Raw genomic sequence first — 26,158 nt, forward strand, 5'->3', positions numbered from 1 at the left:
ATTAGTACAGAGTTCGTTTTAAAAAAAGGATGGGGGAACGTATATGGCAATCGAAGTGAGAAAGATTTCTGATTTAAATGAAGTAGACGTATCCAAGCTAATTCAAGAAAGCGAAAAAGAAGGATATCGTTTCGTATCTAGACTTGCCTCTGAGTATGAAGATGGTACGAATCGATTCAGTGAACAAGGTGAAGCGCTTTTTGGTGCTTGGGACGGGGAAGAGCTTGTAGCAATTGGAGGATTAAATAGAAATTCCAAGAGTCAGGGAGCTGCTAGGCTACAAAGAGCTTATACATTACCGTCCTATCGCAGAAAAGGAATCGGAAGTGAACTTTTTAATGCGCTTTTCGTCCATGCAAAGGGTGAATTCAACGAAATTACAACGAAAACGGAATCGTCAAAAGCGGATGCATTTTACCGAGCTAATGGATTCCAATTTGACGAGCGTTCACCTGATATAACACATGTGTACAGCTTATAATAGAAAGGGATAGACAACTTTGAATAGACAAAATCTAATGGAGCAATTTCCTTTAATTGAAAAAATGAAAAAAGCAGAAGAAGTAATTTGGTTTAATCCAAATTTATCAAAAACAAAAGACGCCTTAAAAAATCTGTCTGTTACAAGTGAAATGGTACAGGATGCAAGCGATCGCCTAGATCGATTTGCATCTTACTTACAAATTGCTTTCCCTGAAACAGCGAAAACGAATGGCATTATCGAATCTCCACTTGTAGCTATTCCACAAATGGCTACTGCGACGAAGAAGTTATTCCAACAAGAATTCAACGGGGAGCTTTTATTAAAATGCGATAATAATTTGCCGATTTCGGGTTCTATTAAAGCACGTGGTGGCATTTATGAAGTGTTGAAAATTGCAGAGACACTTGCTATTCAGGAAGGTTTATTGAAAGTAACAGATGATTACAGTATTCTTGCAAATGAAAAGATGCGAAAGTTTTTCGCAGGGTATTCCATTGCAGTTGGTTCAACTGGTAATCTGGGCTTGAGCATTGGAATTATGAGTGCGAAAATCGGATTTGGCGTGACAGTCCATATGTCGAGCGATGCTAAGCAATGGAAAAAAGATATGCTTCGGGAAAATGGAGTGGAAGTAATCGAATACGCTTCCGACTACAGTATCGCGGTGGAAGAAGGTAGAAAACAAGCGGAGAAAGATCCGACATGCTTTTTTATCGATGACGAAAATTCTACAGACTTATTTATGGGCTATGCAGTTGCAGCTAGTAGATTAAAGAAACAGTTGGAGCAGCAAGGAAAAAAAGTAGATGAAGATCATCCTCTGTTTGTCTATTTACCTTGTGGCGTTGGTGGTGGACCTGGCGGCGTGGCATTCGGCTTAAAGCTTTTGTTCGGTGACAATGTTCATTGCTACTTTGCAGAACCGACTCACTCTCCTTGTATGTTACTTGGGATGATGACCGGATTACATGAAGATATAGCAGTAGATGAAATCGGTTTAGACAATAAAACCGACGCAGATGGTCTAGCGGTTGGTCGACCTTCTGGATTTGTCGGCAAAACACTGGAGCAGCTTCTAAGCGGAAGCTATACGATTAGTGATGAGATGATGTACACATTACTTGCACTACTATCAGATACGGAACGAATCCATTTAGAACCGTCTGCACTAGCTGGAATGACAGGACCAATTCATCTAGCTAGAAATGGAGTTGCTTTGAATAACGCAACACATATCGTTTGGGCAACTGGTGGAGGAATGGTACCGGAGCATGTGAAAGAAATGTACTACGAAAAAGGAAAACTATTACTTAACTAGTAAACTTTATAATTTTCTCTTCCAAGGAGTAAAGAAGGATGACTTAAAGGAAGAATTGCTTTTAAGTCATCCTTATTATTTATTTAATCTTCTTTTTCTACCCTCTTAATACTAAGTGGCTCGAAGGTAATCCTGTATTCTTTGTGTAACTTAAAGAGACCATATTTTTCAATATAATAATCTATTACGTTTTTTAAATACTCCGGAGTTACTTCAAGATTCGTACACACTTCTTCCAGTGTTGTTTGTCCTTTTTCGTAGCAATCAATTAGCTGATCCAAAGAGACGATTTTTTCATAACCCCATCTTCGTGCGATTAGTTCTAATTTCACACTTCTCATATCATTTAAGTCTGTAATGTCTCCATAGGTCGTCTCATAATGACCAAGCTCTTCCGCTAAAATACAATGCTTTTCATATTTATCTATGAATTTATCAATTTCAATGACGTTATCATAATATAAACCCGGGAGACCTTTAGGTAATACTTTCTCAATAATTTTAATATGTGGGTACTCCATTATCAGTCGATCATACGTCATGTATACACCTCATTTATCCGCGTTGCGATTTAATAAACTCAATATATTTCTTAATGTCTTCCATTTCTTCCTCAGTGACATCTTCATCAATATGGGCTGCAATAGTTACGGTTTTCTGGCTATCAAATCTATTTTCAGCGTCTTCTCCTAAAAAATATTGGCCTGGAACTTGAAAAAAATCAGCGAGTAATCGAACAAACTCTAACTTAGGATCGGCTTCTCCATTTTCCCAACGACTTATAGAGCTCTTACTAATTTTACTACCAAATTTAGAATTTAAAGAATCAGCCAATTGTTCAATAGTGAGTTTTCTGTTCAGTCTTAGCTCTTTTAATAATGTTCCAAAGTTCTTCACAACTGTAATCCCCTTACATATTATCTGTATTCTGAATTCTAACTTAATATTTCCGATAATGCAACAAATGAAATAATTAGTTCCGTTTAGGGAATTTTTCTGTTGACATAGATTTCTGTTAGTACTATGATAGATTTATTCAATAAACAGAACTTATGTTCTTTATTTAGTTCCGTTTTCGGAAATAGTGAGGAGAGGAAATTTATGAGAATGAAAGACATAGAAGTTGATTCCAAAGGTAATATAAATCTCAATACAAAGGAAATTCCAAATCCATGCGTCGTAGTAATTAGTAAAAATACAGCAAAAATGATAGAGCTACCGCCATTCGCTGACACGACCATTAAGACACATCAAGGAAAAGTCGTGCGTGTTAAATGGAATGAGGGAGAAGATTTTTAAAACGGAGTAGAATAAAACATAATAGTCCCACCGGTCATCTGGAGGACAACAAACGATTTCAGCATCTAGCTGGTCATTTGTTGTCCTCTTTTTTTTAAAGGGTTTTATAAGAAAAGGGAGGAATTTCCTATGTTAAATTGGGCGGATAAATTGATACAAGAGTATTCATATCATAAAAAAGAGCTGGAGCACCTAAAGGAACGATTAGATCCAACGAATCCTAAAGATAGTGCAGAACTAAAAATTATTAATAGCATGATCGATGATATGTCTTATGCCCTTGAATGGATGAAGAAGGGGAGAAGACCAGGTAATCTTCATGGTGCAGATAAACGGTCTATATATCAACGTCGTGCATTATTGGATATGGATTTATTTCCAACAATTGAATTAGACACAAAACAAACTAGTTTAAGCGAAGAACAGAAACAGAAGATTATATCTATTTTAGTAGAGTTTTCACATAGAGAAAGACAATGCTATTTAATGCATATGGCATATGGGATGAGTCTGACAGAGATCGCAGAGGAGCTAAATTTAAAGAAAAGGACCGTGCAACAGTACATTAATCGTGCAAAGGACAAAGTCAAAGTACTCGTTTCTTGACGTACGCTTGACGTATAAACCCACCTAGTAGTGAAGAGAGTTATTTGATACATGAGATTGGAGGTGCAAAATGGAGGCATATATCGGTATTGGTTGCACTATGTTGGGTTTATTAATAGGACTACTTACATTTGGTCGTAACCGCGACAAAGATGTAAAGGCAGATGCCGCTAAAAGAGCAGTTATTGAAACGACGCTAGACACTATTAGTAATGGTGTGGAATTGATTCGAATCGATTTGAAAGCGAATGAGAAGCAAATGGACGTATTAGCAGAACGTGTAGCAAGAGTGGAGGAAAGCTCGAAGCATGCTCACAAAAGATTCGATAATCTCAAAGTAATTCAGGAAACCCAGCAAGTATGAAGATTAACTGGAAAGTACGTTTTAAGAATAAGATTTGGGTTATAGGTTTTATTGCCCAAATTTTTCTATTAACTGAACTACTTTTGATAGGTACTCATGCTGCGGCAAAATTGAAAACATCATCCTTCATTGAATCACTGGCACGAAGTCATGTGAATGGAATTGCAAATTGCTTCAATCTTCCCAATAAAAGCACAGCAGTTTACCATACTGTAAAAAGTGGTGATACGGTTTATTCATTAAGTCAGGCTTATGGTAGTACAGCGCAACAAATTAAGGATTGGAATGGTCTGGATGCTAACTACACTATTTATATTGGACAAGTGTTGAGAGTGAAATAAAGAATGATTAGCCCTACTCACATACGTGGGTGGGGCTTTTTTTATGATTTAGGTAATTAGAAGGTCTATGGAATATGGATAACCTTCTTTTCAACAAAATAAGGTATGCCACTTATTAAGGATAAAGCGTCTTAAAGAAGTTACGACTAGGGATTTCCGCTGCAGGGCGGACGCTTTCCGCCGGGTGAGCGATGAACCATCGCCGACGCTGCGCGTTCGCCTGCGATGTTTCATCTGTCTCACTCATCCGGCTGGAGTCGCCGCCCTTCCGCGAAAATCAAAGGAGCTTGCTGACTAATTAGTTTCTCGCTTTATAAACCAAAAGTTTTATTAGAATCGAAGAGGGAAATCAATTATTAGTAAGTATCTCGTGAAAACTGATCCGTAAATGGATAAGAGCAACCAACTGGTCATCGAAAGCAACTAGTTCTATAAGATAAGCAACCAAATTAGCACGAAAGCAACCAATTTATGTACAGAAGAATCATTTCCCAGATCAAGAGTTTACTTAATAAAAGGCGACCATTAATTTTAGTGACATAGTGAAGCTCATGTTCACTGTTTAATACCAATTTTTCTCATATAGTGATAGCTGCCACTTTTAGCTTTGTGCAGCGGTTCTAATATTTCTTATTGGTTTGTTTAGCTAAACGCTAATTAGCTAGCATATTTCGTTGATTACAGCGGAAGGCGGCGACTCCAGCGGGAATAGCATGAGCTGAAAGCCCCACAGGAGCATAGCGACGAGGAGATTGAAGCCATGCCCGCGGAAAGCGTCCGCCTGTAGCGGAAATCATAGTGGTCGCTTAATAGATCTTCATTAATGCGCATTATCCCTATATTGTGTACAAACTATCCTTTGTGGGGACTCCGGTAAACAGGACACACTCACTTAAAGACCTTTTATATTTTTAGATTAATTCATTTGAAATATTATGCTGATCGAAATAAGGTGTTTTTGCTCTATAAAATATATAACAAATGTGTTACACTAGAAGTAGAACAAGGGTAAGTAGAGGAGGTTGTACCATGTTCATTGAAATACAAACAAACTCATCTGTGCCAATCTATTTACAACTAGCACAACAACTCATCGAGGGGATTGCAAGGGGCGAGCTAAAACCGGGAGACTCATTGCCATCGGTTCGAGCGTTCGCTGCAGATCTAGGGATGAATATGCATACAGTGAATAAGGCTTATCATTATTTAGAAGAAAAAGAATTTATTCAAATCGTCGCAAAATCAGGGGTTATTATACAACCAAATGGAATACCTAAAGCAACAGCAGAGGAAAAACAACTATTGGCAGAACGAATCCGTCCGTTAGTAGCAGAAGGATTAGTGTTAAAACTCTCGGAGGAAGAAATGGTTGATATGGTACGGGAACTCGTACAACACATTAAGGAGGGGACGTCATGATAGTTTTCTTATTTGGCTTTATTTTATTATTTATTACCGTATTGCAAGCGTTTATGCCGAAACTACTTAAGCAAACGGAAGCATTTGGCGTATATGTACCAGAGCAATATGCAAAAGAACAAACAATCGTAGCATATAAAAAGAGGTATACTACCGTAGTTTTAACATTAGGGATTATTGTGTTAGCGGCTTATCTTATTTGGGCATTAGCGCAATCTCCGACAGAAGAAATTCTATCGCTTATTAGTGTAGGTGTACAATTTTGCATTCTTTTTATTGGCTTAGGCTATTATTTCATGATGCATGTACGCGTGAAAAGGCTAAAAGAAGAGCAGGGATGGACGAAGGGGAAAAAGGAAGTACGTGTAGTAGATTTGCAATTCCAAGAAAAGCTTCAGTTAATACCACGTATAGTTTTTATCATTCCAATGATTATTACGGTAGGCTTAATCATTTACACATTTATGAAGTATCCGCAAATGCCAGACATGATTCCTACCCATTGGGGGCCTTCTGGGCAACCGGATGCATTTAGCGAGAAAACATATTTTAGCGTTATTTCAATGCCACTTATTTTACTCGTGATGCAAGCAATGTTCCTGATGATGAGCGAAGGGATGAAGTTTTCAGGAGCAAAGATCAATCCAGCAAATAAAAAAACATCTGTTTCACAACAACTTGCGTTCCGTAAATATAGCAGCTGGTTTGCCTTATTTATCACAATAACGATGACATTAATGATGGGTTATTTTCATTTACAAACGATCCATCCAGAAATCGGATCGCCATGGGTTATGTTCGCACTTCCGCTTGTTTTTTTAGTACTTACTTTTGTTGGAGTAGGAATATATATAGTAAAGGTTGGGCAAAGTGGCTCGCGTTTGAAGATTGAAGACGATAGCCCAAGTTTAGTGGATAAAATTGCAGTCGATGATGATAAGTATTGGAAAGGCGGAATAATCTATATCAATAAAGACGATCCAAGTATCCTAGTTGAAAAAAGATTTGGTGTAGGTTGGACACTCAATTTCGGTAGACCACTTAGTTGGATTGTTTTATTCGGACCGCTTATTCTGATTTTCGTCATTGCTTTTAGTTTGTAGGTTGAGATTAGTAGGGAGGCGATTTATGTGTTAGTAGTCACAACGGAAAAAATTGAAGGATTTAAAATAGTGGAAGTAAAAGGTCCTGTATTTGGTCTAATTGTGAGAAGTAGAGGGATCGGTGGAGATATTATGGCGGGTTTAAAAGGCTTAGTAGGTGGGGAGATCAAGCAATATACCGCGATGCTAGAGGATTCAAGAAAAGAAGCGATGGATCGTATGATTAATAATGCCCATCACATGAATGCGAATGCCATTGTTATGATGCGATTTGACTCTGGTGAAATTGGTAATAATATGAGTGAGATTTTAGCATACGGAACAGCAGTTGTTGTTGAGAAACAATGACAGCAATCATTGTTATAGTCGGATTTTATTTAGTGCAAATTATAGCAGTTATAGCTTTTATTTTGCTCGGTTACTTTATTTATGACAAACGGTTTAGACGCAATCATGGCACGAAAGTTGCGGAAGGCTTTGAGCGAACAGAAGAGGTCAATATCGACCCTGTTACCAGTGAAAAAACGAGGGTGTATTATAATCCTAAAACTGGTGAACGTTTTTATAAGAAAGAATAGAGACTTTTCCGAGAGAAGCGTCTCTAAAAGAAACGCCTTCCGTCAGTTATGCATATTTACAAATAAGTAAAAATTATATATAGCAGGTAGCAACAAAGCAAATGATAAGAATATGATTGCAGCATACTTAGACTGCTTTGTAATGCGCTCGTCACCTTTACGTAAGTTTTCAAAAAAGGTTAAGGTGAAATAAAAGCATAAAATACCGCACAGAGTAGATATAATACCAATCCAATTACCTGTAAATAGAGGAGTCATTATCTTCACCACACTTTCTGAGCATAGTAAAAAGCAGCTTATCCAAAAGGAAGCTGCTTTCTTTCATTACTGTCCAGCTCCAGCGCCATGCCCCTCGGGGCAGACATAGGCGCTTACGCTTTTCTAATTATTCAGCGTCGAAAACTTCTACTTTTTCCATTTTAGCGCCGTTTTTCATAGCTGTTGCTACTTCAAGACCGCTTGTTACTTTACCAAAAACAGTGTGAACACCGTTTAAGTGTGGTTGTGGTTCGTGTACGATAAAGAACTGACTTGAACCCGTATCTTTCCCAGCATGTGCCATTGATAAGCTACCCGCTTCGTGTTTATGTGGGTTACCGGCAGTTTCACATTTAATCGTTTTGCCGCTACCACCCATACCTGTACCAGTTGGATCTCCACCTTGACTTACAAAACCAGGAATAACGCGGTGGAAAATAACCCCGTTGTAAAATCCGCTGTTTGCTAGCTCTTCAAAGTTTGCAACTGTGTTTGGTGCTTCATTTGGGAATAAATCAAATTCAATTTTTTCGCCAGTATCCATTAAAAAATAACCTTTTTTCGCCATTCAAAACACTCCTTTTTCAAAATAAATCCTTCATCAGTATAGCACGTACTTATAGCTTTTTCCAAAAACAGTTGCGCACAAGGGTTTGAAATATGGTCATGGAGAATCCCCCAAAAAATCCCCTATGAAAATGGGGATTTGATTTTTGCTTGTGATTTATGGTGGAATGGACATTTGCCTTGAATTGGCTCTATATCATCCCCAATAAAGGATTGCTTCCATTCATTATGCGTTGGGTCGCCGAAGTGGCCGATATCTGGATGTTTAGGCAGCTGATCCCAAGCTTCTACACGTTTACGGACTTTTTCACGTGACATAATACCACCTTTTTCAGTTCCCTCTAATCCTTGAAATATCTTACGAGGTTGGAATCCAAGAACCATCGCATTTCCAAGATGACGTGTCTTTCGCTTCTTATATGCAGGAGCATTTCCAAACACGAATATAGGCTCTCCATTGAATCGAAAATCCCATAAATAGTGCTCAGGGTCGCGAGGACTGTCTTCCGGCCATTCCACTTTATCGACTTCATGTAAGTATTGGAGGATCTCCCAAAATTGTTTTCGGTAATCATCGATAGAACCCTCTTGTTCAAAAGGCTCTACAAATACAAAGAGGCCGTGTCTCTTGTAATTTGGTAATTTAAATAAATCTAGAAAGCCTTCCACTGCAGAAGGTAGATTACTCCAGTCATCTTGATTGATATAAGCATAGCGGAGCTCTCCTTTTAGTTGGCCACTCATCCCAAAAAAACATGGAAACGTTTTATCCGTTACCGTGTTATGAAAAGTTTCATATTCTTTATAGAGCCAACTTGGCAAGTTTGTTCTAGTATGAAAATCTTCTTTTGTTAATAAAGCTTGTTCCTTCGGAATCATAGGTTCTCCTCCACTATCTTTATTCACACATCTCTATGTCTAGTCTTTACCCCAACCGAAATTTCCTGAAACAAAGATTTCAAATGAAAATAATTTTCACAAAAAGGTTATGGAATGAAAAATTAAGGGAATAGAAAAGGAATGAACGAAAAAAGAAAGTGGAGGATTACTTATTGTGAAAATAATTCAAGATCAATCTAAAATACATTGTCAAAATGAATATGAAACACTTCAAAAAGTCGTCTTATGTGAACCTCAATTCATGGAAATTAGAGAAGTGATTAATGATGTTCAAAAACAATATATAAATGATAATATTGACCGTTCACTTGCTATATCGCAACATCGGATGTTTGAACAAACTTTACGGAATGCAGGAGTGGAAGTGATTAAACTACGACCAAGTAAAGACCACCCTGAACAAGTCTTCACTAGAGATATTGGTTTTACTTTGGGCAATCGCTTATTTATTTCTGAAATGGCCAATCCGATTCGTCAAGGCGAAGAGAAAGTATTAGCTCATTGGATGAATGAACACGACATTCCGTATAAGAAGCTTTCAACAGATTCCATTGAAGGTGGCGATGTCATCGTGGATGGCCATCGTGTGTTTATTGGAATTAGCAATCGTACATGCTTGAATTCTGTTCAAGCTTTGCAAAAAGAATTACCGGATTTTGAGATTATACCAATTCCTTTTAACCCAAAGTATTTGCATCTAGACTGTGTGTTCAATATCCTTTCCTCGAAAGATGCGTTGATTTATCCCGATGCACTAGACCCAAAAATCGTGGACCGTTTGTCGAGCATATATTATTTAATAGAAGTGAGCGAAAGTGAGCAGTTCTCGATGGGCACCAATGTGTTGTCTATTGGAAGTAATCGAGTGTTTAGTTTGCCAATAAATCATGACGTTAATCATCAGCTGAGACAGCGTGGATATCAAGTGTTAGAGGTCGATTTCTCAGAAATAATTAAATCAGGTGGATCATTCCGATGTTGTTCAATGCCAATTGTGCGCCAATGATAATAAAGTCAGGAAGCATCTTAGTAGGAGAATATGCTATTTTATGCAAAGAAAGAACTTTTAGAACTTTTTCTAAAGGTTTTTTTGTTTGGTTTTTTTCGATTAGTACTTAGTTTATGGTTCGCAATAAAGCATCTAAATATTTTACAAAATGGTGTATGTATAGCACGAAAATGATAAGATACAAAAAGAGGTGAGTCATAATGAACGGACAAAATAGAAAAGATGTCAAACCAGGATTAGAAGTATATATCATTTTGAAAAAAGACCAACGAACAGGCGAAAAAACAAGAGGTATTGTAAAAGACTTGTTAACAAATTCATCCTTCCACCCACATGGCATAAAAGTACGATTAACCGATGGACAAGTAGGGCGTGTATGTGAAATTATAAAAAAATAAGGAGGGTAAATAACATGAAAGTAGAATCGCAAATAATGCAATGGTTTGACCACTTTCATAAGTATCCAGAAATCAGTTGGAAAGAATATGAAACGACGAACAAGATTGCAGAAATTTTGGATGGACTAGAAGTACCGTATCGTCGCTTTGATGATGTAACAGGGCTACTTGCGGAGATCGGTCAAGGAGACGAAGTAATTGCCGTTCGTGCAGACATCGACGCACTTTGGCAAGAAGTTGATGGAGAATTTCGCGCAAATCATTCATGTGGGCATGATGCAAATATCTCCATGGTATTAGGAGCGTTAATATTACTAAAAGATGAAAAACTAAATAAACGTATCCGCTTTATTTTTCAGCCAGCAGAGGAAAAAGGCAATGGTTCAAATGCGATGATTGATCGAGGGGCACTGGAAGATGTAACGCATTTATTTGGTGTGCACTTACGTCCAATTGAAGAGCTTCCTTTCGGAAAAATATCCCCTGCAATTCATCACGGAGCAGCGATGTTCTTAGAAGGGAAAATTACTGGGATCGATGCACATGGGGCCCGCCCATATCAAGGTAAAAACGCAATAGACGTTACAGTAGCGATTCATCAAGCTTTGAAAAATCTTTACTTTTCCCCGTTTGAAGCGTATTCAGCCAAACTAACGAAAATCCAAGCTGGTGGGGAAAATGCGAATATTATTCCAGGCGCAGCAACATTTTCAATTGATGCTCGTGCACAAAAAAATGCTGTATTATTTCAAATGAAAGAACAAATAGAGAAGGATTTACACGCTATAAAACTATTATTCGATATTGAAATGGAATGGAAATGGGAAGATATCACGCCAGGTGCAGAGGTTTCAAAAGAAGCAGCCGCTATAGCGAGAGAAGGAATAATAGAAGTAGTTGGAATGGAAAACCTTGCGGAAGAAGTGATTACTTCTGGAAGTGATGACTTTCATTTTTATACGATTAGATATCCCGAAGTGAAAGCAGCGATGATTGGGATTGGAGCAGATCTTGCACCAGGATTGCATCATCCGAATATGACATTTAACTATGATGCACTTGCAATTGGTGCAAAAGTTATAGCGAAAACGCTTTCAAATAGTTCTAAAAACGATTGACGATAAGTCTATTTAGCTTTATCATAAACCATATTAGCGACTATTAAACGACAACTCCGAATTATCTAAAAAGTTAAGGGGGGGAACTGATATGGAGAAAAAGGGGAAAGTAATTTCTAAAAAAGAGATGTCCTTATTTTGGGCAGTTGTACCATTAGTAGTTATGATTATTTCCATGATAATTGCAATTGTTGTTTTGGAACAAGGACCACATATACCGTTAATAATCGGGACATCCGTTGCTGCATTAGTAGCTTGGAAGCATGGTTTTAAGTGGAATGATATTGAAGAGATGATGTACAAGGGTATTAAACTAGCATTACCTGCTGTAATTATTATTATGTTAGTAGGGTTGACAATTGGTGCTTGGATTGGTGGGGGGATAGTCGCTTCGATGGTTTATTTTGGCCTTCAAATTATCACTCCAGCATTTTTCTTAGTAACAATTTGTGTTATTTGTATGATTGTTTCTTTAGCAATAGGCAGTTCTTGGTCAACTATGGGGACAATAGGAGTTGCGGGGATGGGAATTGGACTAAGTATGGGAATACCAGCCCCGATCATTGCAGGAGCAATTATCTCCGGATCGTACTTTGGAGATAAAATGTCTCCTTTATCGGATACAACGAATTTAGCAGCAGGTTTAACGGGTACTGATTTGTTTGTACATATTCGCCATATGTTGTTTACTACAGTACCAGGAGTCATTATTGCTTTAACGGTATATGGTTTTCTTGGCATGAAATATAAAGAAAGTAATATCGATCAGGAGAGTATTCAGCAAGTAATTCTGATGTTAGAGAAAAGCTTTGTTATTTCTCCGTGGTTACTGTTGGTGCCAGTTGCTGTAATCGGGCTTGTGGTTAAAAAGGTACCTGCAATTCCTGCGTTAGTAATAGGGATTATTTTAGGTTCTTTCGCACAAGTAGTTGTGCAAGGTGGCAGCCTTTCCGGGGCTATCACAGCACTTCAAAGTGGTTATGTGATTGAAACCGGGAATGAGATGGTAGATGGTTTATTTAATAGTGGTGGTTTAGATTCGATGATGTATACCGTATCAATGACCATTGTCGCCATGACATTTGGAGGGATTTTAGAGTATTCAGGCATGCTGCAATCGATGATGAATCAAATACTAAAACTAGCGAAGTCGGCTGGTTCACTAGTAGCTTCAACGATTCTAGCTTGTTTTGCTACGAATGCAACATGTTCAGAACAATACATTTCAATTGTCGTACCTTCTCGGATGTTTGCAACTGCTTATACAAAAATGGGATTACATTCGAAAAACCTTTCCCGTGCATTAGAAGATGGTGGAACGTTAACGTCTGTATTTATCCCTTGGAATACTTGTGGTGTATTTATATTGGGGACTTTAGGGGTAGGGGCATTTGAATATGCTCCGTATGCGGTATTGAATTATGTTGTTCCTCTCTTATCTATTGGATATGCAGTAACTGGATTTACAATTCAAAAGTTATCGAAAGCAGAAATAGTAGCCTTACAACAAAAAGAAACTGTGGAAGCATAAAGAAAAAGGAAAGTTCAGATTGCTGGAACTTTCCTTTTCGTTATTCTGTATAGAATTAATTATTGATTTTGACATATTTACTTGATTGTAGTGGAAAGCGTCCCACGTGTAACGGAAATCAACGGTGTATAGTATAACTGGACTTATCAATAAGTAGGAAAATTAAATTCATAAATGGCACGGGGACGTCCTTGTTGGTAAGTCATTTCTTCCCCAACCACTCGGGCATACCCGTGATCCACTAACTTTTTCAATAATCGTTCCGTCGTACGTCTACTCACTTGTAAATAAGCTTCTAAATCATTTGTTGTAAATTCAACGGAGCTATGTGAACGACTAAATTGCATGATTTTAGATAAATTTGCTGGACTTAACGTCGTATCTTTTGCTATTTGCACTAGTTTTGGATCATTTGTTTTGAGTTGTATTTGCTGTTGATTATTAGGATATGGACCAAATAGCTCTTTATGATCGGTTATTAAATATGCTGTGTTCTCAGTTGTATACGGCAAAGCATCTTTTGCGTTTTGTGTTGCTTCTATGACTGTTTTTCCGTAACCAAACGCTATTTTGATAGGGGTTGGAACAAGGTCGCGCCAATGTTGAATGGCATTACTTTCAAGCGCTATTTGTATATTTCCTTGAGTCGAAATAAAAGTATATAAATGATTATCTGTTTGAACATGATTCGCTTGAATTGTGCTAGCTATCTTCTTTAATACTTCTTCTGAAATTATGTTGTTTGATTGGATGCACCCAATGGCAATTTTTGCGGATTGGCTTTTTACTAAAAGAGCCATAGATTTCGCATCTTCCAAACCTTTTAAAATGGAGCCCTTTGAATCTAACATTCGGATGACAGGAACCTTTTTGTCTTGTAATGCATGGAAAACGGCGTGAACACTAGTAATTGCAAGTGAACCTTTTCCGCTGTAGTGTAATTCAGTATGAAATTTGACGACTTCTTCTAATTCGAAGGTCGGATCAATTTTTAGCATATGCGGATACTGTTCCAGTTGCCCGATATCTTCCAATACATTTTTTATCAATTGAGGTTCAATTAAATCAATAGAAAGCTGTTCAATTGGAATATTATTAGAAAAATAAACCGATAATAAAGTAGTTGTAATAACTGCTTCATCTTGTTTTAAATAATGGGTTGGTACAGGTAACTTTTCACTTGCTTCTTTTGCAAATATGTATGGAAGGGAACCAGAGAAAAACAAGACATCGCAAGGTTTAATCTTTTGTACTATTTCGGTTGCATCAACTGGCGATTGATAGATATAATAATCCAATCGAATAGAAACTAATTCATGTTCCAATCTTTTTAAGCGGCCAATAAAGTTAGAGGAGCCTAGTACAGCGATTCGAATATCCATAATTGATCCCCCTTTTTTAAAATATTAACGTCTATTTAACGACAACTATAACGAGAAAATTATAACTTGTAAAGAAAGTAGTGAAATAAAATGAAAATTAAAGAAATAGAGATATTCGCTATAAGATTACCTTTAGTAGATCCATTTATTATTAGTTACCATACATACGACGATATGCCTTCAATTATCGTAAAGCTAACTACAGAGGATGGCTTAATAGGATACGGAGAGGCTGTGGCGGATGAGCATGTAACGGGCGAAACATGGGAAGCTACATATGCACTACTTCAAAATACATTAGCGCCGTTACTAATCGGTGAGAATCCAATGGAGTTTGAACGCCTACATGAAAAAATGGACAAAGCGGTCTATCAAGCACCTGCTGCAAAAGCGGCTCTTGATATTGCTTGCTATGACGTAGTAGGAAAAAAACTAGGCGTACCGGTCTATCAGTTACTCGGTGGTCGCTACCACGAAAAGTTCCCGATTACACATGTATTAAGCATTGGTAGTCCTGAATCGATGGCAGCAGAAGCGGAAAAGCGTATGAAAGAAGGCTATTCATCGTTCAAGATGAAAGTTGGAACAGAAGTTCAAGCAGATGTAGAACGTATCCAGGCAGTGCGCGAAAAAGTAGGAAAAGACATCGCTATCCGTGTAGATGTGAACCAAGGCTGGAAAAACAGTGCCAATACAATTATGGCAATGCGTCAACTGGAGCATTTGGGGCTTGATTGGCTAGAGCAACCGGTAATAGCAGATGATTTCAATGGAATGGTAGAAGTAAAAGCGAAAACAAGCACACCCCTTATGATGGACGAAGGTTTAAGAGGGTTTCGTGATATGCGTGAGCTAATCGAAAAGCAAGCAGCGCATAAAGTAAATATAAAACTAATGAAATGTGGGGGCATTTATCCAGCGATGAAGCTTGCTCATATGGCGGAAATGGCAGGAATCGAGTGTCAAATTGGCTCCATGGTCGAGTCTTCCATTGGATCTGCAGCAGGATTCCACATAGCATTTTCGAAAAAAGCATTTACGAGTGTAGAGCTAACCGGTCCACTAAAATTCTCGAAAGACGTTGGAAATCTGCACTATGACGTGCCTTTCATTCAACTGAATGAACGGCCAGGATTGGGAGTAGACGTGGACGAGTCTGTATTACATGAATTAACCGCATTTCAGACGAAAGTGACAAAGTAAGAGGTGTTTATATGAAAGAATGGTCAGGAATGCTCGGCGATAAAGATTATGTAGTTCGCGTATTGAAAAAAGATAAGGTGGAAGAAATTTTGCGCCTTCAAAATATTGTACTAGGAACATTGATAAACGATGATTTTCTATCACCATTAACTAGAGAAGAATATGAAGATGCAATCTCCAAAAATTTAATGGTAGGTGTATTTGTAGAAGGGGAGTTAATCGCGTTCCGTGCATTAGCTATACCTGAAATAGATGAACATCATCTTGGCTATGATATCGGACTTGAAACGGAGCAGTTAGAAAAGGTCGTCTATCAAGAAATTACAAACGTGCACCCGGATTACCGTGGATTTGGTCTACAGAAAAAACTAGGAACGATTGTAATGGAAATACTAGACGCATCTCCGTATACGCATGTATGCGCAACCGTCGCTCCATTCAATATTGCAAGCTTAAAAGATAAGCTAAGCCAAGGTATGGTAATTGGTGCATTGAAAAAGAAATACGGCGACATGATTCGTTATGTATTTTATAAAAAATTGGATGAGGAACGAGAAGCGAGTAGCGAAGTGTTGGATATCAACATGGCAGATACGGAAAAACAACAGCAGCTACTTGCAGAAGGTTGGATCGGTACAAGTATCATGCAAAAAGAAGATGAATGGTATGTAACTTACGAGGAAAAAGGTTTGTATGTTTAAGTTATGCGCAACATAAGAAAAAGAATATCCTAAAAAAGGGTAACACCTAGTTTCACTAGGTGTTACAGGTTGACGACAAAAGTTTTTAAAAATCGATTATGAATGATAATAAAACCTCCTAAGAGGTTGCTTTAGCCAATTAAAAGTAATAATCGTGGATATATATTAGGAAGTGTTTATTAGGCAAGGACCACCACGAAGACTCCTGTAGGAACAGCTTGAGCAGAAGACCCTGCAGGAACGCTTGAGGAAGGAAGGCTAAGAACGCCGCGTCCTGCGGCAACGCCTTCATGACCAACCTCGTGTTGGCCCGAGGCTGAAGCCGAGCCCACGGAAAGCGAAGTGGTGGTCCTTGCCTAATTTGATATACAACTCAATGCACCCAAAATTGGGTTTGTCGACAGTCTGAGACACCTAGTTTCACTCTTGCACTCAGATTGTTTTTCTGCCGATTAGAATCTCCAAATCCACAGTTATATCTGCAGATTCCCTATCCAAAAAGCCCTTAAGCTTTTCTTCTGAAGCTGCCCAAGTTAAAGGAGTCATACGAACCAATGCATGAATAAGCGGATTGTCCAAGCTCTTCGTATAACGTATTCGAGAAGTATTTACTACTTGGAAATTCTCTTTAAATAGATCAACTGTATCTGCATTAGAGTATGCTTGCTTCTCTGGTTTATCATAGACAATCTCTCTTAATTCTTTTAAGTAATCTGATTGAGGGACTACTTTGATTATTAAGCCATCATCGTTCAAAAGGCGATTAAACTCCGCATAATTAGAAGGGGATAGGATATTCAAAATAATATCAAATTGTTCTTCTTTAAATGGCATTTTCGCAAGATCTGCTACTAACCAAACTTTATCCGTATAGTTCTTAGCGGCTGCTAAGATACCTTCTTTGGAAATATCAATGCCTATCCCGTGTACAGGCTTCTCCAAATCAGCACTAACCGTATCGCATATATGAGATAAATGCGAACCCTCGCCACACCCGGTATCAAGGATAAATGCCGGATTTTTTTGTTCTTTAATAACTTGAGCAATCGCGCTGCTCAATGGTTCAAAAAAGTGACCTTCTGCAATCAGCTTTCTCCGTGCCTCAAAAAGGTCATTTCCATATTTTGTTTTTATAGGATGACTAAGCATATTAATATATCCTTGTTTACTAAAATCATATGTATGATTGTTTGCGCAAACTAAACTTTGTAATTCATAAACGCTCATGGGAGAGTCGCAAATAGGACATTTAAAGATGGATTCCAACCCACTTACATATTGTGCGCTTTTAATTCTATTGGTCATTTTAGACAAAATAACACCTCATATTTTCTATAGAAAATGAACGAATGACCCCATGAAATGAGAATGTGGGTAATTGTTTATAAATAGTGTAGCAAGGCTATTTTTTAATTGCAAATGTCGTTAAAGCAATAAGAATGAAAACACCTATACAAGATGAAACAACTTCTGAAGAACAATCAGCCAATATGGAAGAGATTATAGCATCTCTAATAACTACTTTCTAATAGTTCAGTAATAAGTAGGAGAATCACTCAAGACGTATGACTGAATACAGAAAAGGAAACTCCCGCTATAGTTAGAATAATAAGAACATTTATGAGGCGAACTTAGGATCCGAGTGAACTTCACAACTGAAGGGATGTATTAACATGAAAGATTTATATAACGATTCCCGATTCCGTCTAATTATTTTTGCTAATATTGCTTCTTCTATTGGATCTGGCATAACGATGATAGCAATACCGTGGATGCTCGTATCCAGTGATAATGGCAGTGCAGTATTTGGTTACGTTACTATATGTATGACAATAATTAGTTTCTTGATTACCCCCCTAGTTGGCAGTCTAATTGATAAAATATCTCGAAAAAAATTGCTATTAACGAGCAATATAGCAAGTTTTTTTATGTTACTATTTTTTTCAGCTATCGGATTTGTAGGCCTTTCTTATGAGATATGGCATTATATAATTATTTATATAATAGGCAGCTTATATTACACTGTTTTTTTTCCTACAATGTTTGCTTTAAATCAAGAAATATTTAATAAAGACCAATATAAAACGCTAAATGGAACGATGGAAGTTCAAGGGCAACTATCAAGTGTCATAGCAGGAGCTTTAGCTAGTATTTTACTGTCTAAGTGGGATTTACATTATATTTTGCTACTTAATGTATTTGCCTACATCGCAGCGATTTATTTGTACGTAAAAATTCCTTATATGAGATTTAATAAAAGTAATGCGAAGGATAATTCCAAATCTAAAGGTACCGAGGGCTTAACGTACATGTGGAGACGGCCAGCCATGTTCCTATTTTTATTTTTCTCTATCATGCCTTTTATAGGTGTTATGATTACTAACTACCTGTTTCCTGTATATTTAGCGGATGTGCTAAAAGCTTCTGGGAGTTTTTACGGAATACAAAGTATGGTTTATGGGGTAGGAGCGGTAATAGCCGGAATTATCGTGCCTATCATTGCTAAAAAATTTGGGGATGAAAAGACGATAATATATAGTGTTATTACTTATACAATTGCTATTTCTTTGATTGTAATCGCTAATATTCCTTTTTACTTATCACTTATGTTTTTTATTGCGCTAGGAAATAGTGGAGCGCGTGTTGCCCGAAATTCTTTTTTAATGGACCGAATACCAAATGAAATAATAGGAAGAGTGGATAGCTTATTCCGATCTATTGGACTTCTATTAAGGATTGTTTTACTTAGCATTTTTACAGGTATGGTATCAGCGGGTCTAATCATTTATTGTTTTATTGCGCTTAGCGGAATACTAATAATAACATCTATATTCGTGACTTTTTCCTGGAGAAATGGCATCGAGACAAATGGAAAAACTATTGATCTTACGTTGAAAAACAAACTAATAGTAAAACAGTAAATTTGAAACAGCCATCAAAATGTGTATAATGTAAATTAATTGCATACGTTAAATGTTTTCTAGGGTTCCGCAACGAGGAAGTTGGTCTGTGACCGAGAGAAAACTCGCAGCTTACGCTGTGTCACGGAAGGATAAAAGCCTGGGAGAAACTGTTTTTACAGTTCTCTTAGGCTTTTTTTATCTTGATTCAGCAAATAAATTTGCTGAATCAAGATAAAGCCTCCGGCGGATGTCACAGATTTTGAATGGAGTCAAAGAGGGCAGTCTAAGTTCGCGACGTCCTGCTCCTGCGCAAAGCTCGTCGCAAAAGAACTTTTGTCGCAACGACTGCAATGTCTTTCTGCGACGAGTAACCGCAGGAGCATGACCTACTTCCTGTAGGCCTCAAGCTCGATTCAAAATCTGGACGCAATTACGCCGAGGCGTAATTGATTTTATCAAAATTTGGAGGGATTTTTGTGAATAAAGATTGGTTGAAAGTTTATATTGCAGCTTTCTTTGAAGTTTTTTGGGTTATCGGTTTAAAGCATGCCAGTGATTTCTGGACTTGGTCGGGGACGGTTATTTCGATTATTGTTAGCTTTTATTTGATGATAATTGCTGGTCGAAAGCTTCCTGTCGGGACTGTATATGCTGTTTTTGTCGGAATGGGAACAGCGGGAACTGTCATTTCTGAAATTCTCTTCTTTGGAGAAGACTTTAAACTAAGTAAAATACTGTTGATTGTTATTTTATTGGCCGGTGTAGTTGGTTTGAAATTAGTTACAAAAGACAAAGTGCAAGAAGGAGATGAGCAATAATGGCGTGGATCTCACTAATGGTAGCAGGGGTTTTTGAAATGTTTGGTGTGGCGATGATTAACAAATTGCATAAGGATCGTAACTGGCAAGCGTTTGTTCTTCTGTTTCTTGGATTTGGAGGTAGCTTCTTTTTTCTAGCCTATGCGATGAAAACACTTCCTATGGGAACAGCTTATGCCATATGGACAGGAATCGGCGCATCTGGGGGTGCTATTTTAGGTATGATCTTATACGGGGAGGCAAAAGACTGGAAAAGACTTCTTTTTATCGCAATGGTATTAGGAGCAGCAATAGGATTAAAACTTGTCTCTTAAAAGAATAAAAACCCCTTCTTATCACTTATTCAGTAATAAGAGGGGGCACTTTTACGAACGTTTTGTTTTTCGATTCATAAAGAAAAATGCTGTTCCAGCTATAAACAAGCAGGTACTTAACAACATAGCTATTCCATTCCATTCTCCATTAAATAATGTAATATTGGTTAGCGTAATAAATTGCATTAATACGATGATGATATATAGTCCGGTTATTGCTCTCATAAAGTTTTCTCCTTCGTAATATATTTACTTCTTCTCTCTAGTAGTTGATAATCTTTAGATTTAGATGTCTGTATGTCATGTTTATATGCAAATGTAAGTAATTCATTGAAAATCTCATTAGGTGAGAAAAGAACAAGTCGTAAATTTAAACCCTTTCTAATACGAATGAGGGCCCCTTGTGTAGTCCAACTATAACGTTTGAACTCAACAATTTTCATTTGGGAAGGATAAATTACTCTTTTGTAAATACAAATAGTCATAAGATAAGTTTCGAAATTCAAATGTCCATCATGAATGGTGAAAGTATATTTTAAAAAGAATAGAGTAATAATGAAGAGAGTAAGCAAAATATTATAATAGAAAAAGTACCCAATAGATTGAGTGATAATACTAAATATAATATTTATCACTGGTAATAACAAAAATACAGCTAAAAACAATCTTTGGATTTTAGCATGGAAAGCCATTTAATTTCCCCCCTTTATAGTATTAAAGAGTCTTTAATCAGCTTAAGTAAAGCCATGTAAATGATTGATTGGAGCGAAAGGGTGGCGATGGCTCATCGCTCACCCCGCGGAAAGCGTCCGCCCTGCAGCGGAAATCCTAGTGGAATCTAATTGTTGCTCCTTATTCCTAAAATGCTCATAGGGTTTAGGGGATACTGTTTCCTCCATTCGTATGCATTAAATATGAAATAAGTACTTAACAATAGCAACAAATGAATAGTAATAATCACTTCATGGGCAACGTAGATTGCTGTAATCGCATCATTAAGACAGATTTGTAGCGTTCACAGCGTGTTATGTCTCGTCAAATCATTTATTGATTTTAATTTCAAGAAATACTATATAAGATTGAATTTAAAAACAGTGACTTTGATTAGCTAGCACTTTTCTTGGATTGGAGCGAAAGGGCGGCGACTCCTACGGGATGAGTGAGACAGATGAGACATCACAAGCGTAAGCGTAGCGTCGGTGATGGCTCAACGCTCACCCCGTGGAAAGCGTCCGCCCTGCAGCGGAAATCCCAGCGGTAAGTAGAGTAGTAGTAAAGGTTGAAATGAAGATAGGGATGAATAATAAGAAGGCTATTAATATTTTTGCGATTGGGTGTATAAGTATATGACTTAGCAAACCATCATCACCTTTATTTGTTTTGATAACGTGGATGTATATGGTAATAGTATAGCATTTGTGGAAATCAATACCTATATATATCTGAAGGTTCAGATCACTATATTATACTATACAAATTTTCCCTGAAACCGTTTGGCCTTCTATCCGTATAATAGCTAAGTAGAAAATATGAAAGAGAGATGATTGTATGACATTTGTATTTATTATTTCGGCCGTCGCAGCCGTTGTTACTGCACTATTAGTCGTACCGCTAACTGCTAAGAGGAAGAACATGGTGTCTTCTCTCGTGGGTCTAGCAATTTTAGCATTTATATTATTATCGATTGTATATTATTTAACGAATTTAGACCGAAACTGGACGGCTTTATGGCCTTGGCTCGTACTTGCTACTTTAGCTGGGATGATTCTTTCAAGAGGAATCGAACAAAAAGCAAAAGGTGTGCTATTCCTTGGTAGTTTAATAGTTGCAGGTTATATGTTATTTGCGCCTTTTGGAAATGCAAATGAAAAATATGAAGTGGCTAAAATGGACGAAAAAGTAGAAATCGAAGCGTTTGATGAAACGAAAACACCTGCTAGCGTACCTCCCCAATTTGCACGAAATAAAATGAAAAAAGCATTTGGGCAAGTTCCAAATACAAGCTATTATGAATTAGGCAATTTACAAATTCAAAAAGTAAATGAAGAATATGTATATATTGCACCGGTCGAGTTCTCGGGACTCTTCAAATGGTGGAATGGTGATGTAACGCCTGGTTATTTCACTATGAGTGCAACAGACTCATCAGATAATCCTGAATTTATTGAAGCGGAAATGAGCTATACCCCGTCTTCTTATTTCCACAAAAACTTAGAAAGACATATGCGTATGAAGCATCCGACGAAAATATTTTACGGCGATGCACAATTGGAAATCGATGAGGATGGAAAACCATATTACATTCGCTCTTACGGGAAATTCATCTCTGCTCGTAACGGATTTGATGTAGAAGGAATCGTAGTAGTAGATCCAGCAACTGGTCAAACCGAATCGTATGCACTAGCGGATTCTCCAACGTTTATCGATGGAGCAGTATCACCGGAAACGGTTAGCTTGCAAAATAGTTATTATGGGAAATATATACATGGATTCATGAATAGTTTGTTCGGTAAAAAAGACGTGAAGTTGCCTTCTGATGAAGGAACGGAAGCAAATGTTAGTCCGATTTTCGGAGAGGACGGTAAAATGTATTACTTTACCGACTTTACAAGTCCGAAAGAAGGCGTAGATTCGATGCTTGGTTATTCATTAACGGATGGTCGAACTGGTAAAGCGACTTACTATACTGGAAACTTGGAAGATTCATATATGGATTCGCAAGGTGCACTACAAATCATTGAAAAGAAATTTATCGAAAAGAAATGGGAAGGTGAAATGCCAGTCCTGTATAATTTCTATGGTGAGGCAAGTTGGTTAACACCAGTGCTGGATTCCAATGGATTTTTACAAAATTACTTCATCGTATCAGCGGCAAATCCGGAAATATCTGTATACGGAAACACACCAAACGAAGCATTGAAGCTGTATAAAACAGCTATTCAACGTGGTGGAAGTACAGTAGACGGCAGCTCAAATGCTGAAGAAAAATCGGTAAATGGTACAGTTGCACGCGTGTTCAAGGAACGTATTGGAGACTTCACTCAAGTTTCGTTCTTACTTAATAATAAAGAAAATTATATAGTATCTTCTGAAATAGCTCCACTTGCAGTTTATATGGCAGAAGGAGATATTGTTCAAGTAACATACCTAGACACAGGAGAACTATTCTTACCTGTTAAAGAGGTAACGATTAGAGGAATTGAAAGTCAGTGAAAATCAAATACGCTACAGTCTGGAGCTATCCTAGTTGTATAGGATAGCTTTTCTTACTCAAAAGGGGTGATATCTTGAAAATTCACTACTTAACGATAGGTGAAGTGGCCAAACTCAGTAATATATCTATCCAAACTTTACGTTTTTATGATCGAATAGATTTATTTAAACCATTAAAAATTGACCCGAACAATCAGTATAGATATTATCAAAATACCCAATTATATTATTTAGACATTATTAAATCACTGAAATACCTTGGTCTATCCTTGGAAGAAGTTAAATCTGTACTAACATTGACCCCTGAAGAACTAGTTAATTATTTGGCGGATCAAGAAAATAGAATTGACGAGGAATTTCGGAGATTGTTAGAAACTAAAGAAGTATTAAAACGAAAAAAGGAACAAATACAATCATTTGTAGTTGAGTCCGATAGGATGCATGTTTGTGTTAAGAGAATGCCTGCTCAAAAAATAGTGAAGATAAAAACATCCAACATAAGTGTGAATGATATCCCAAATAAGGAATATGGACTTATTAGTAAGGTGCTAGAAGATATGGGAAGTGTATTTGATACATTGTATGGTGGTGCATATGCTTTGCGTAAATATGAATCGCTAGAAGATATCAATTACGACTACCTATTTACACATGCTGTGACAGACAAGGAAATTGAGATTAACTTTGAGGACGTAGAAATAAGCACCATACCTGAGGGAGAATATCTCAGTATCACTTTTGCATTAAAAGACAATGCATATGAAACTTGTTATCAAAAATTAATGGACTATATTGATCAACATCAGATGGAAATAGAGCCGATTGTATATGACGTTTGGATGCCGATAAATTTTAGCGCTTCCAATGAGGATGAATTTTTAATCGAATTAAAAATCCGTATTCAAGCTACTTGACCCTATAGTTACTATAGGGTTTATTTTTATAGATAGAAAGTATATTTTACTAGTTAGTAAGGAGCATGAAATTGGTATGCAAAAAAGTAGTTTGGATAAGACAATATATTTAGTACTTGTAAATTTATTTGTTGTGTTTTTAGGGATAGGATTAGTTATTCCTGTTATGCCTACGCTAATGAGAGAAATGCATCTAGAAGGTTCTACAATGGGTTACTTAGTAGCGGCCTTTGCGTTTACACAACTATTAGTATCTCCTATCGCAGGAAAATGGGTTGATACGTTTGGCCGTAAGAAAATGATCGTGATCGGTATGCTTCTTTTTGCACTGTCGGAGCTGCTTTTCGGATTTGGGAAAGACGTCACGGTATTGTATATATCTAGAATGTTAGGCGGTATTAGTGCGGCATTCATGATGCCAGCGGTGACCGCTTTTGTTGCGGACATCACTTCATTAAAAGAACGTCCGAAAGCAATGGGTTATGTTGCAGCAGCCATTAGCACAGGATTTATCATTGGACCTGGAATTGGTGGATTTTTGGCTGAACATGGTACGAGACTTCCTTTCTTTTTCGCAGCGGCTTTAGGGTTTTTAGGATCTGCTTTTTCACTAATTATTTTGAAGGAGCCCAAACGACCAGAAATAGAAGAAAAGAAAGCAGAAAAGCAAGTAGCAAAATCAGGATTCCGCAAAGTATTGGAACCAATTTATCTCATTCCTATGATTATCATTCTTGTATCAAGCTTTGGCTTGGCTGCTTTTGAAACGGTCTATTCTCTTTTCGTCGATCATAAATTCGCCTTTACACCAAAAGATATTGCTTTAATCATTACAGTTAGTGGCATTTTAGGTGTCATTGCTCAAGTTTTATCCTTTGACCGTATCGTAGGAAAAATTGGCGAGATTAGGCTAATCCAAGTTTGTATGGGCGTATCGACAATATTTATATTCGCTATGATTAAAGTGTCATCGTACTGGTCGATATTACTTGTGACTTTTGTTATTTTCCTAATGTTTGATTTAATACGTCCTGCACTGACAACCTATTTGTCTAAAATAGCTGGCAATGAGCAAGGCTTTGTAGGAGGATTAAATTCCACTTTTACGAGTGTAGGAAATATTATTGGTCCTAGTATAGCGGGAATTTTGTTTGACGTGAATATCGATTACCCATATGTACTAGCGATGTATGTACTTGCACTTAGCTTTGTAATTTCTCTATTTTGGAAAGAGCGAACTAACTAAAAAGGCTATCCTAAATTGAACTACCCTGTAAATATTACGGGGTGGTTCACTCAAAGGATAGCTTTTTCAGTAGGCGTAGTGTATTTCAGGGGAAGAAGCATCTTGCGATTTGTAGTCCCTATCTAGCGGTTCGTCGCTATCTTGAGCAAATGCCTAATAATTAAAAGGGTA

The 26,158-nt window shown here is 37.4% G+C and carries 30 protein-coding genes and 1 riboswitch; of the genes, 22 read left to right on the forward strand and 8 right to left on the reverse strand.

Annotation, left to right across the window (positions count from 1 at the left end; translation table 11 throughout):
• Positions 1-43 precede the first annotated feature (43 nt).
• Together BMZ04_RS12480 and BMZ04_RS12485 are read left to right on the forward strand one after the other, a co-directional pair.
• Positions 44-481, forward strand: coding sequence for a GNAT family N-acetyltransferase (locus tag BMZ04_RS12480; protein ID WP_093270814.1), 438 nt, complete (start codon positions 44-46; stop codon positions 479-481).
• A 19-nt stretch (positions 482-500) separates the two neighbouring features.
• Positions 501-1,802, forward strand: coding sequence for a D-serine ammonia-lyase (locus tag BMZ04_RS12485; protein WP_304442099.1), 1,302 nt, complete (start codon positions 501-503; stop codon positions 1,800-1,802).
• 83 nt (positions 1,803-1,885) lie between these two features.
• On the opposite strand, the gene BMZ04_RS12490 is transcribed toward BMZ04_RS12485, so the two are convergent.
• Positions 1,886-2,344, reverse strand: a complete 459-nt coding sequence (locus BMZ04_RS12490) for an ImmA/IrrE family metallo-endopeptidase (protein WP_093270819.1) — start codon at positions 2,342-2,344, stop codon at positions 1,886-1,888.
• A gap of 13 nt (positions 2,345-2,357) precedes the next feature.
• Complete coding sequence (locus BMZ04_RS12495) at positions 2,358-2,699, reverse strand: helix-turn-helix domain-containing protein (protein ID WP_093270822.1); 342 nt, start codon at positions 2,697-2,699, stop codon at positions 2,358-2,360.
• A 204-nt stretch (positions 2,700-2,903) separates the two neighbouring features.
• On the opposite strand from BMZ04_RS12495, the gene BMZ04_RS12500 reads away from it, so the two are divergent.
• The 8 genes from BMZ04_RS12500 to BMZ04_RS12535 all read left to right on the forward strand — a co-directional run bounded on the left by BMZ04_RS12500 (position 2,904) and on the right by BMZ04_RS12535 (position 7,512).
• On the forward strand, positions 2,904-3,101 hold the full coding sequence (locus tag BMZ04_RS12500) for an XtrA/YqaO family protein (RefSeq protein ID WP_093270825.1): 198 nt from the start codon (positions 2,904-2,906) through the stop codon (positions 3,099-3,101).
• A 129-nt stretch (positions 3,102-3,230) separates the two neighbouring features.
• Positions 3,231-3,707: a sigma factor-like helix-turn-helix DNA-binding protein gene (locus BMZ04_RS12505; RefSeq protein ID WP_093270830.1), complete on the forward strand. Its 477-nt coding sequence runs from the start codon at positions 3,231-3,233 to the stop codon at positions 3,705-3,707.
• 70 nt (positions 3,708-3,777) lie between these two features.
• Positions 3,778-4,071: a hypothetical protein gene (locus BMZ04_RS12510; RefSeq protein ID WP_093270834.1), complete on the forward strand. Its 294-nt coding sequence runs from the start codon at positions 3,778-3,780 to the stop codon at positions 4,069-4,071.
• On the forward strand, positions 4,068-4,412 hold the full coding sequence (locus tag BMZ04_RS12515; protein WP_093270839.1) for a LysM peptidoglycan-binding domain-containing protein: 345 nt from the start codon (positions 4,068-4,070) through the stop codon (positions 4,410-4,412). The genes BMZ04_RS12510 and BMZ04_RS12515 overlap by 4 nt, the downstream gene beginning before the upstream one ends.
• 1,029 nt (positions 4,413-5,441) lie before the next feature.
• The gene (locus BMZ04_RS12520) at positions 5,442-5,831 is read left to right on the forward strand and encodes a GntR family transcriptional regulator (protein ID WP_093270842.1); all 390 of its coding nucleotides are present in this window, start codon (positions 5,442-5,444) and stop codon (positions 5,829-5,831) included.
• Complete coding sequence (locus BMZ04_RS12525) at positions 5,828-6,934, forward strand: DUF1648 domain-containing protein (protein WP_093270845.1); 1,107 nt, start codon at positions 5,828-5,830, stop codon at positions 6,932-6,934. The genes BMZ04_RS12520 and BMZ04_RS12525 overlap by 4 nt, the downstream gene beginning before the upstream one ends.
• Before the next feature lie 27 nt (positions 6,935-6,961).
• Positions 6,962-7,282 (forward strand): YbjQ family protein, encoded by a 321-nt coding sequence (locus BMZ04_RS12530; protein WP_093270848.1) that lies wholly within the window; start codon positions 6,962-6,964, stop codon positions 7,280-7,282.
• Complete coding sequence (locus BMZ04_RS12535) at positions 7,279-7,512, forward strand: hypothetical protein (RefSeq protein WP_369802664.1); 234 nt, start codon at positions 7,279-7,281, stop codon at positions 7,510-7,512. The genes BMZ04_RS12530 and BMZ04_RS12535 overlap by 4 nt, the downstream gene beginning before the upstream one ends.
• 385 nt (positions 7,513-7,897) lie before the next feature.
• Here the strand turns inward: BMZ04_RS12535 and BMZ04_RS12545 are convergent, their stop codons facing one another.
• Positions 7,898-8,338 (reverse strand): peptidylprolyl isomerase, encoded by a 441-nt coding sequence (locus tag BMZ04_RS12545; protein ID WP_093270855.1) that lies wholly within the window; start codon positions 8,336-8,338, stop codon positions 7,898-7,900.
• Between the two features lie 122 nt (positions 8,339-8,460).
• Complete coding sequence (locus tag BMZ04_RS12550) at positions 8,461-9,216, reverse strand: YqcI/YcgG family protein (protein WP_093270859.1); 756 nt, start codon at positions 9,214-9,216, stop codon at positions 8,461-8,463.
• A gap of 172 nt (positions 9,217-9,388) precedes the next feature.
• Here BMZ04_RS12550 and BMZ04_RS12555 point away from each other — a divergent pair, with 172 nt between their 5' ends.
• The 4 genes from BMZ04_RS12555 to nhaC all read left to right on the forward strand — a co-directional run bounded on the left by BMZ04_RS12555 (position 9,389) and on the right by nhaC (position 13,293).
• The gene (locus BMZ04_RS12555) at positions 9,389-10,243 is read left to right on the forward strand and encodes a dimethylarginine dimethylaminohydrolase family protein (protein WP_093270864.1); all 855 of its coding nucleotides are present in this window, start codon (positions 9,389-9,391) and stop codon (positions 10,241-10,243) included.
• A 203-nt stretch (positions 10,244-10,446) separates the two neighbouring features.
• Complete coding sequence (locus BMZ04_RS12560) at positions 10,447-10,644, forward strand: YwbE family protein (RefSeq protein WP_093270868.1); 198 nt, start codon at positions 10,447-10,449, stop codon at positions 10,642-10,644.
• A gap of 14 nt (positions 10,645-10,658) precedes the next feature.
• Positions 10,659-11,762 carry an amidohydrolase gene (locus BMZ04_RS12565; RefSeq protein ID WP_093270872.1) on the forward strand — a complete coding sequence of 368 codons (1,104 nt, stop codon included), beginning with the start codon at positions 10,659-10,661 and terminating at the stop codon, positions 11,760-11,762.
• Positions 11,763-11,889: 127 nt separating this feature from the next.
• Positions 11,890-13,293 (forward strand): Na+/H+ antiporter NhaC, encoded by a 1,404-nt coding sequence (gene nhaC / locus BMZ04_RS12570; RefSeq protein ID WP_255367919.1) that lies wholly within the window; start codon positions 11,890-11,892, stop codon positions 13,291-13,293.
• Positions 13,294-13,439: 146 nt separating this feature from the next.
• On the opposite strand, the gene BMZ04_RS12575 is transcribed toward nhaC, so the two are convergent.
• On the reverse strand, positions 13,440-14,675 hold the full coding sequence (locus BMZ04_RS12575) for a hypothetical protein (protein WP_093270880.1): 1,236 nt from the start codon (positions 14,673-14,675) through the stop codon (positions 13,440-13,442).
• 90 nt (positions 14,676-14,765) lie between these two features.
• Here BMZ04_RS12575 and BMZ04_RS12580 point away from each other — a divergent pair, with 90 nt between their 5' ends.
• Positions 14,766-15,878, forward strand: coding sequence for a mandelate racemase/muconate lactonizing enzyme family protein (locus BMZ04_RS12580; RefSeq protein WP_093270884.1), 1,113 nt, complete (start codon positions 14,766-14,768; stop codon positions 15,876-15,878).
• A gap of 11 nt (positions 15,879-15,889) precedes the next feature.
• Complete coding sequence (locus BMZ04_RS12585) at positions 15,890-16,579, forward strand: GNAT family N-acetyltransferase (protein ID WP_093270888.1); 690 nt, start codon at positions 15,890-15,892, stop codon at positions 16,577-16,579.
• A 432-nt stretch (positions 16,580-17,011) separates the two neighbouring features.
• On the opposite strand, the gene BMZ04_RS12590 is transcribed toward BMZ04_RS12585, so the two are convergent.
• Positions 17,012-17,884 (reverse strand): putative RNA methyltransferase, encoded by an 873-nt coding sequence (locus BMZ04_RS12590; protein ID WP_093271761.1) that lies wholly within the window; start codon positions 17,882-17,884, stop codon positions 17,012-17,014.
• 368 nt (positions 17,885-18,252) lie between these two features.
• On the opposite strand from BMZ04_RS12590, the gene BMZ04_RS12595 reads away from it, so the two are divergent.
• The 3 genes from BMZ04_RS12595 (at position 18,253) to BMZ04_RS12605 (ending at position 20,614) form a co-directional block, all read left to right on the forward strand.
• The gene (locus tag BMZ04_RS12595; protein WP_093270891.1) at positions 18,253-19,500 is read left to right on the forward strand and encodes an MFS transporter; all 1,248 of its coding nucleotides are present in this window, start codon (positions 18,253-18,255) and stop codon (positions 19,498-19,500) included.
• A gap of 48 nt (positions 19,501-19,548) precedes the next feature.
• Positions 19,549-19,648, forward strand: a riboswitch (guanidine-I (ykkC/yxkD leader).
• Between the two features lie 310 nt (positions 19,649-19,958).
• Entirely contained in the window at positions 19,959-20,300 is a 342-nt protein-coding gene (locus BMZ04_RS12600; RefSeq protein WP_093270894.1) for a DMT family transporter, read from the forward strand.
• The gene (locus BMZ04_RS12605; protein ID WP_093270898.1) at positions 20,300-20,614 is read left to right on the forward strand and encodes a DMT family transporter; all 315 of its coding nucleotides are present in this window, start codon (positions 20,300-20,302) and stop codon (positions 20,612-20,614) included. Before BMZ04_RS12600 ends, BMZ04_RS12605 begins: the two co-directional genes overlap by 1 nt.
• Before the next feature lie 51 nt (positions 20,615-20,665).
• Here BMZ04_RS12605 and BMZ04_RS22410 read toward each other — a convergent pair whose 3' ends face one another.
• Together BMZ04_RS22410 and BMZ04_RS22020 are read right to left on the reverse strand one after the other, a co-directional pair.
• Positions 20,666-20,839, reverse strand: a complete 174-nt coding sequence (locus BMZ04_RS22410) for a hypothetical protein (protein ID WP_177184431.1) — start codon at positions 20,837-20,839, stop codon at positions 20,666-20,668.
• Positions 20,836-21,057, reverse strand: coding sequence for a hypothetical protein (locus tag BMZ04_RS22020; RefSeq protein ID WP_143128300.1), 222 nt, complete (start codon positions 21,055-21,057; stop codon positions 20,836-20,838). The genes BMZ04_RS22410 and BMZ04_RS22020 overlap by 4 nt, the downstream gene beginning before the upstream one ends.
• Before the next feature lie 1,105 nt (positions 21,058-22,162).
• Between BMZ04_RS22020 and BMZ04_RS12615 the strand changes: the two genes are divergently transcribed.
• The 3 genes from BMZ04_RS12615 to BMZ04_RS12625 all read left to right on the forward strand — a co-directional run bounded on the left by BMZ04_RS12615 (position 22,163) and on the right by BMZ04_RS12625 (position 25,987).
• On the forward strand, positions 22,163-23,827 hold the full coding sequence (locus BMZ04_RS12615; RefSeq protein WP_093270904.1) for a hypothetical protein: 1,665 nt from the start codon (positions 22,163-22,165) through the stop codon (positions 23,825-23,827).
• A gap of 74 nt (positions 23,828-23,901) precedes the next feature.
• Positions 23,902-24,741 (forward strand): MerR family transcriptional regulator, encoded by an 840-nt coding sequence (locus BMZ04_RS12620; protein ID WP_177184432.1) that lies wholly within the window; start codon positions 23,902-23,904, stop codon positions 24,739-24,741.
• A 76-nt stretch (positions 24,742-24,817) separates the two neighbouring features.
• Positions 24,818-25,987 carry an MFS transporter gene (locus BMZ04_RS12625; RefSeq protein WP_093270912.1) on the forward strand — a complete coding sequence of 390 codons (1,170 nt, stop codon included), beginning with the start codon at positions 24,818-24,820 and terminating at the stop codon, positions 25,985-25,987.
• Positions 25,988-26,158 lie beyond the last annotated feature (171 nt).

This window comes from Psychrobacillus sp. OK032 (genome assembly GCF_900111345.1).
Classification (GTDB): domain Bacteria; phylum Bacillota; class Bacilli; order Bacillales_A; family Planococcaceae; genus Psychrobacillus.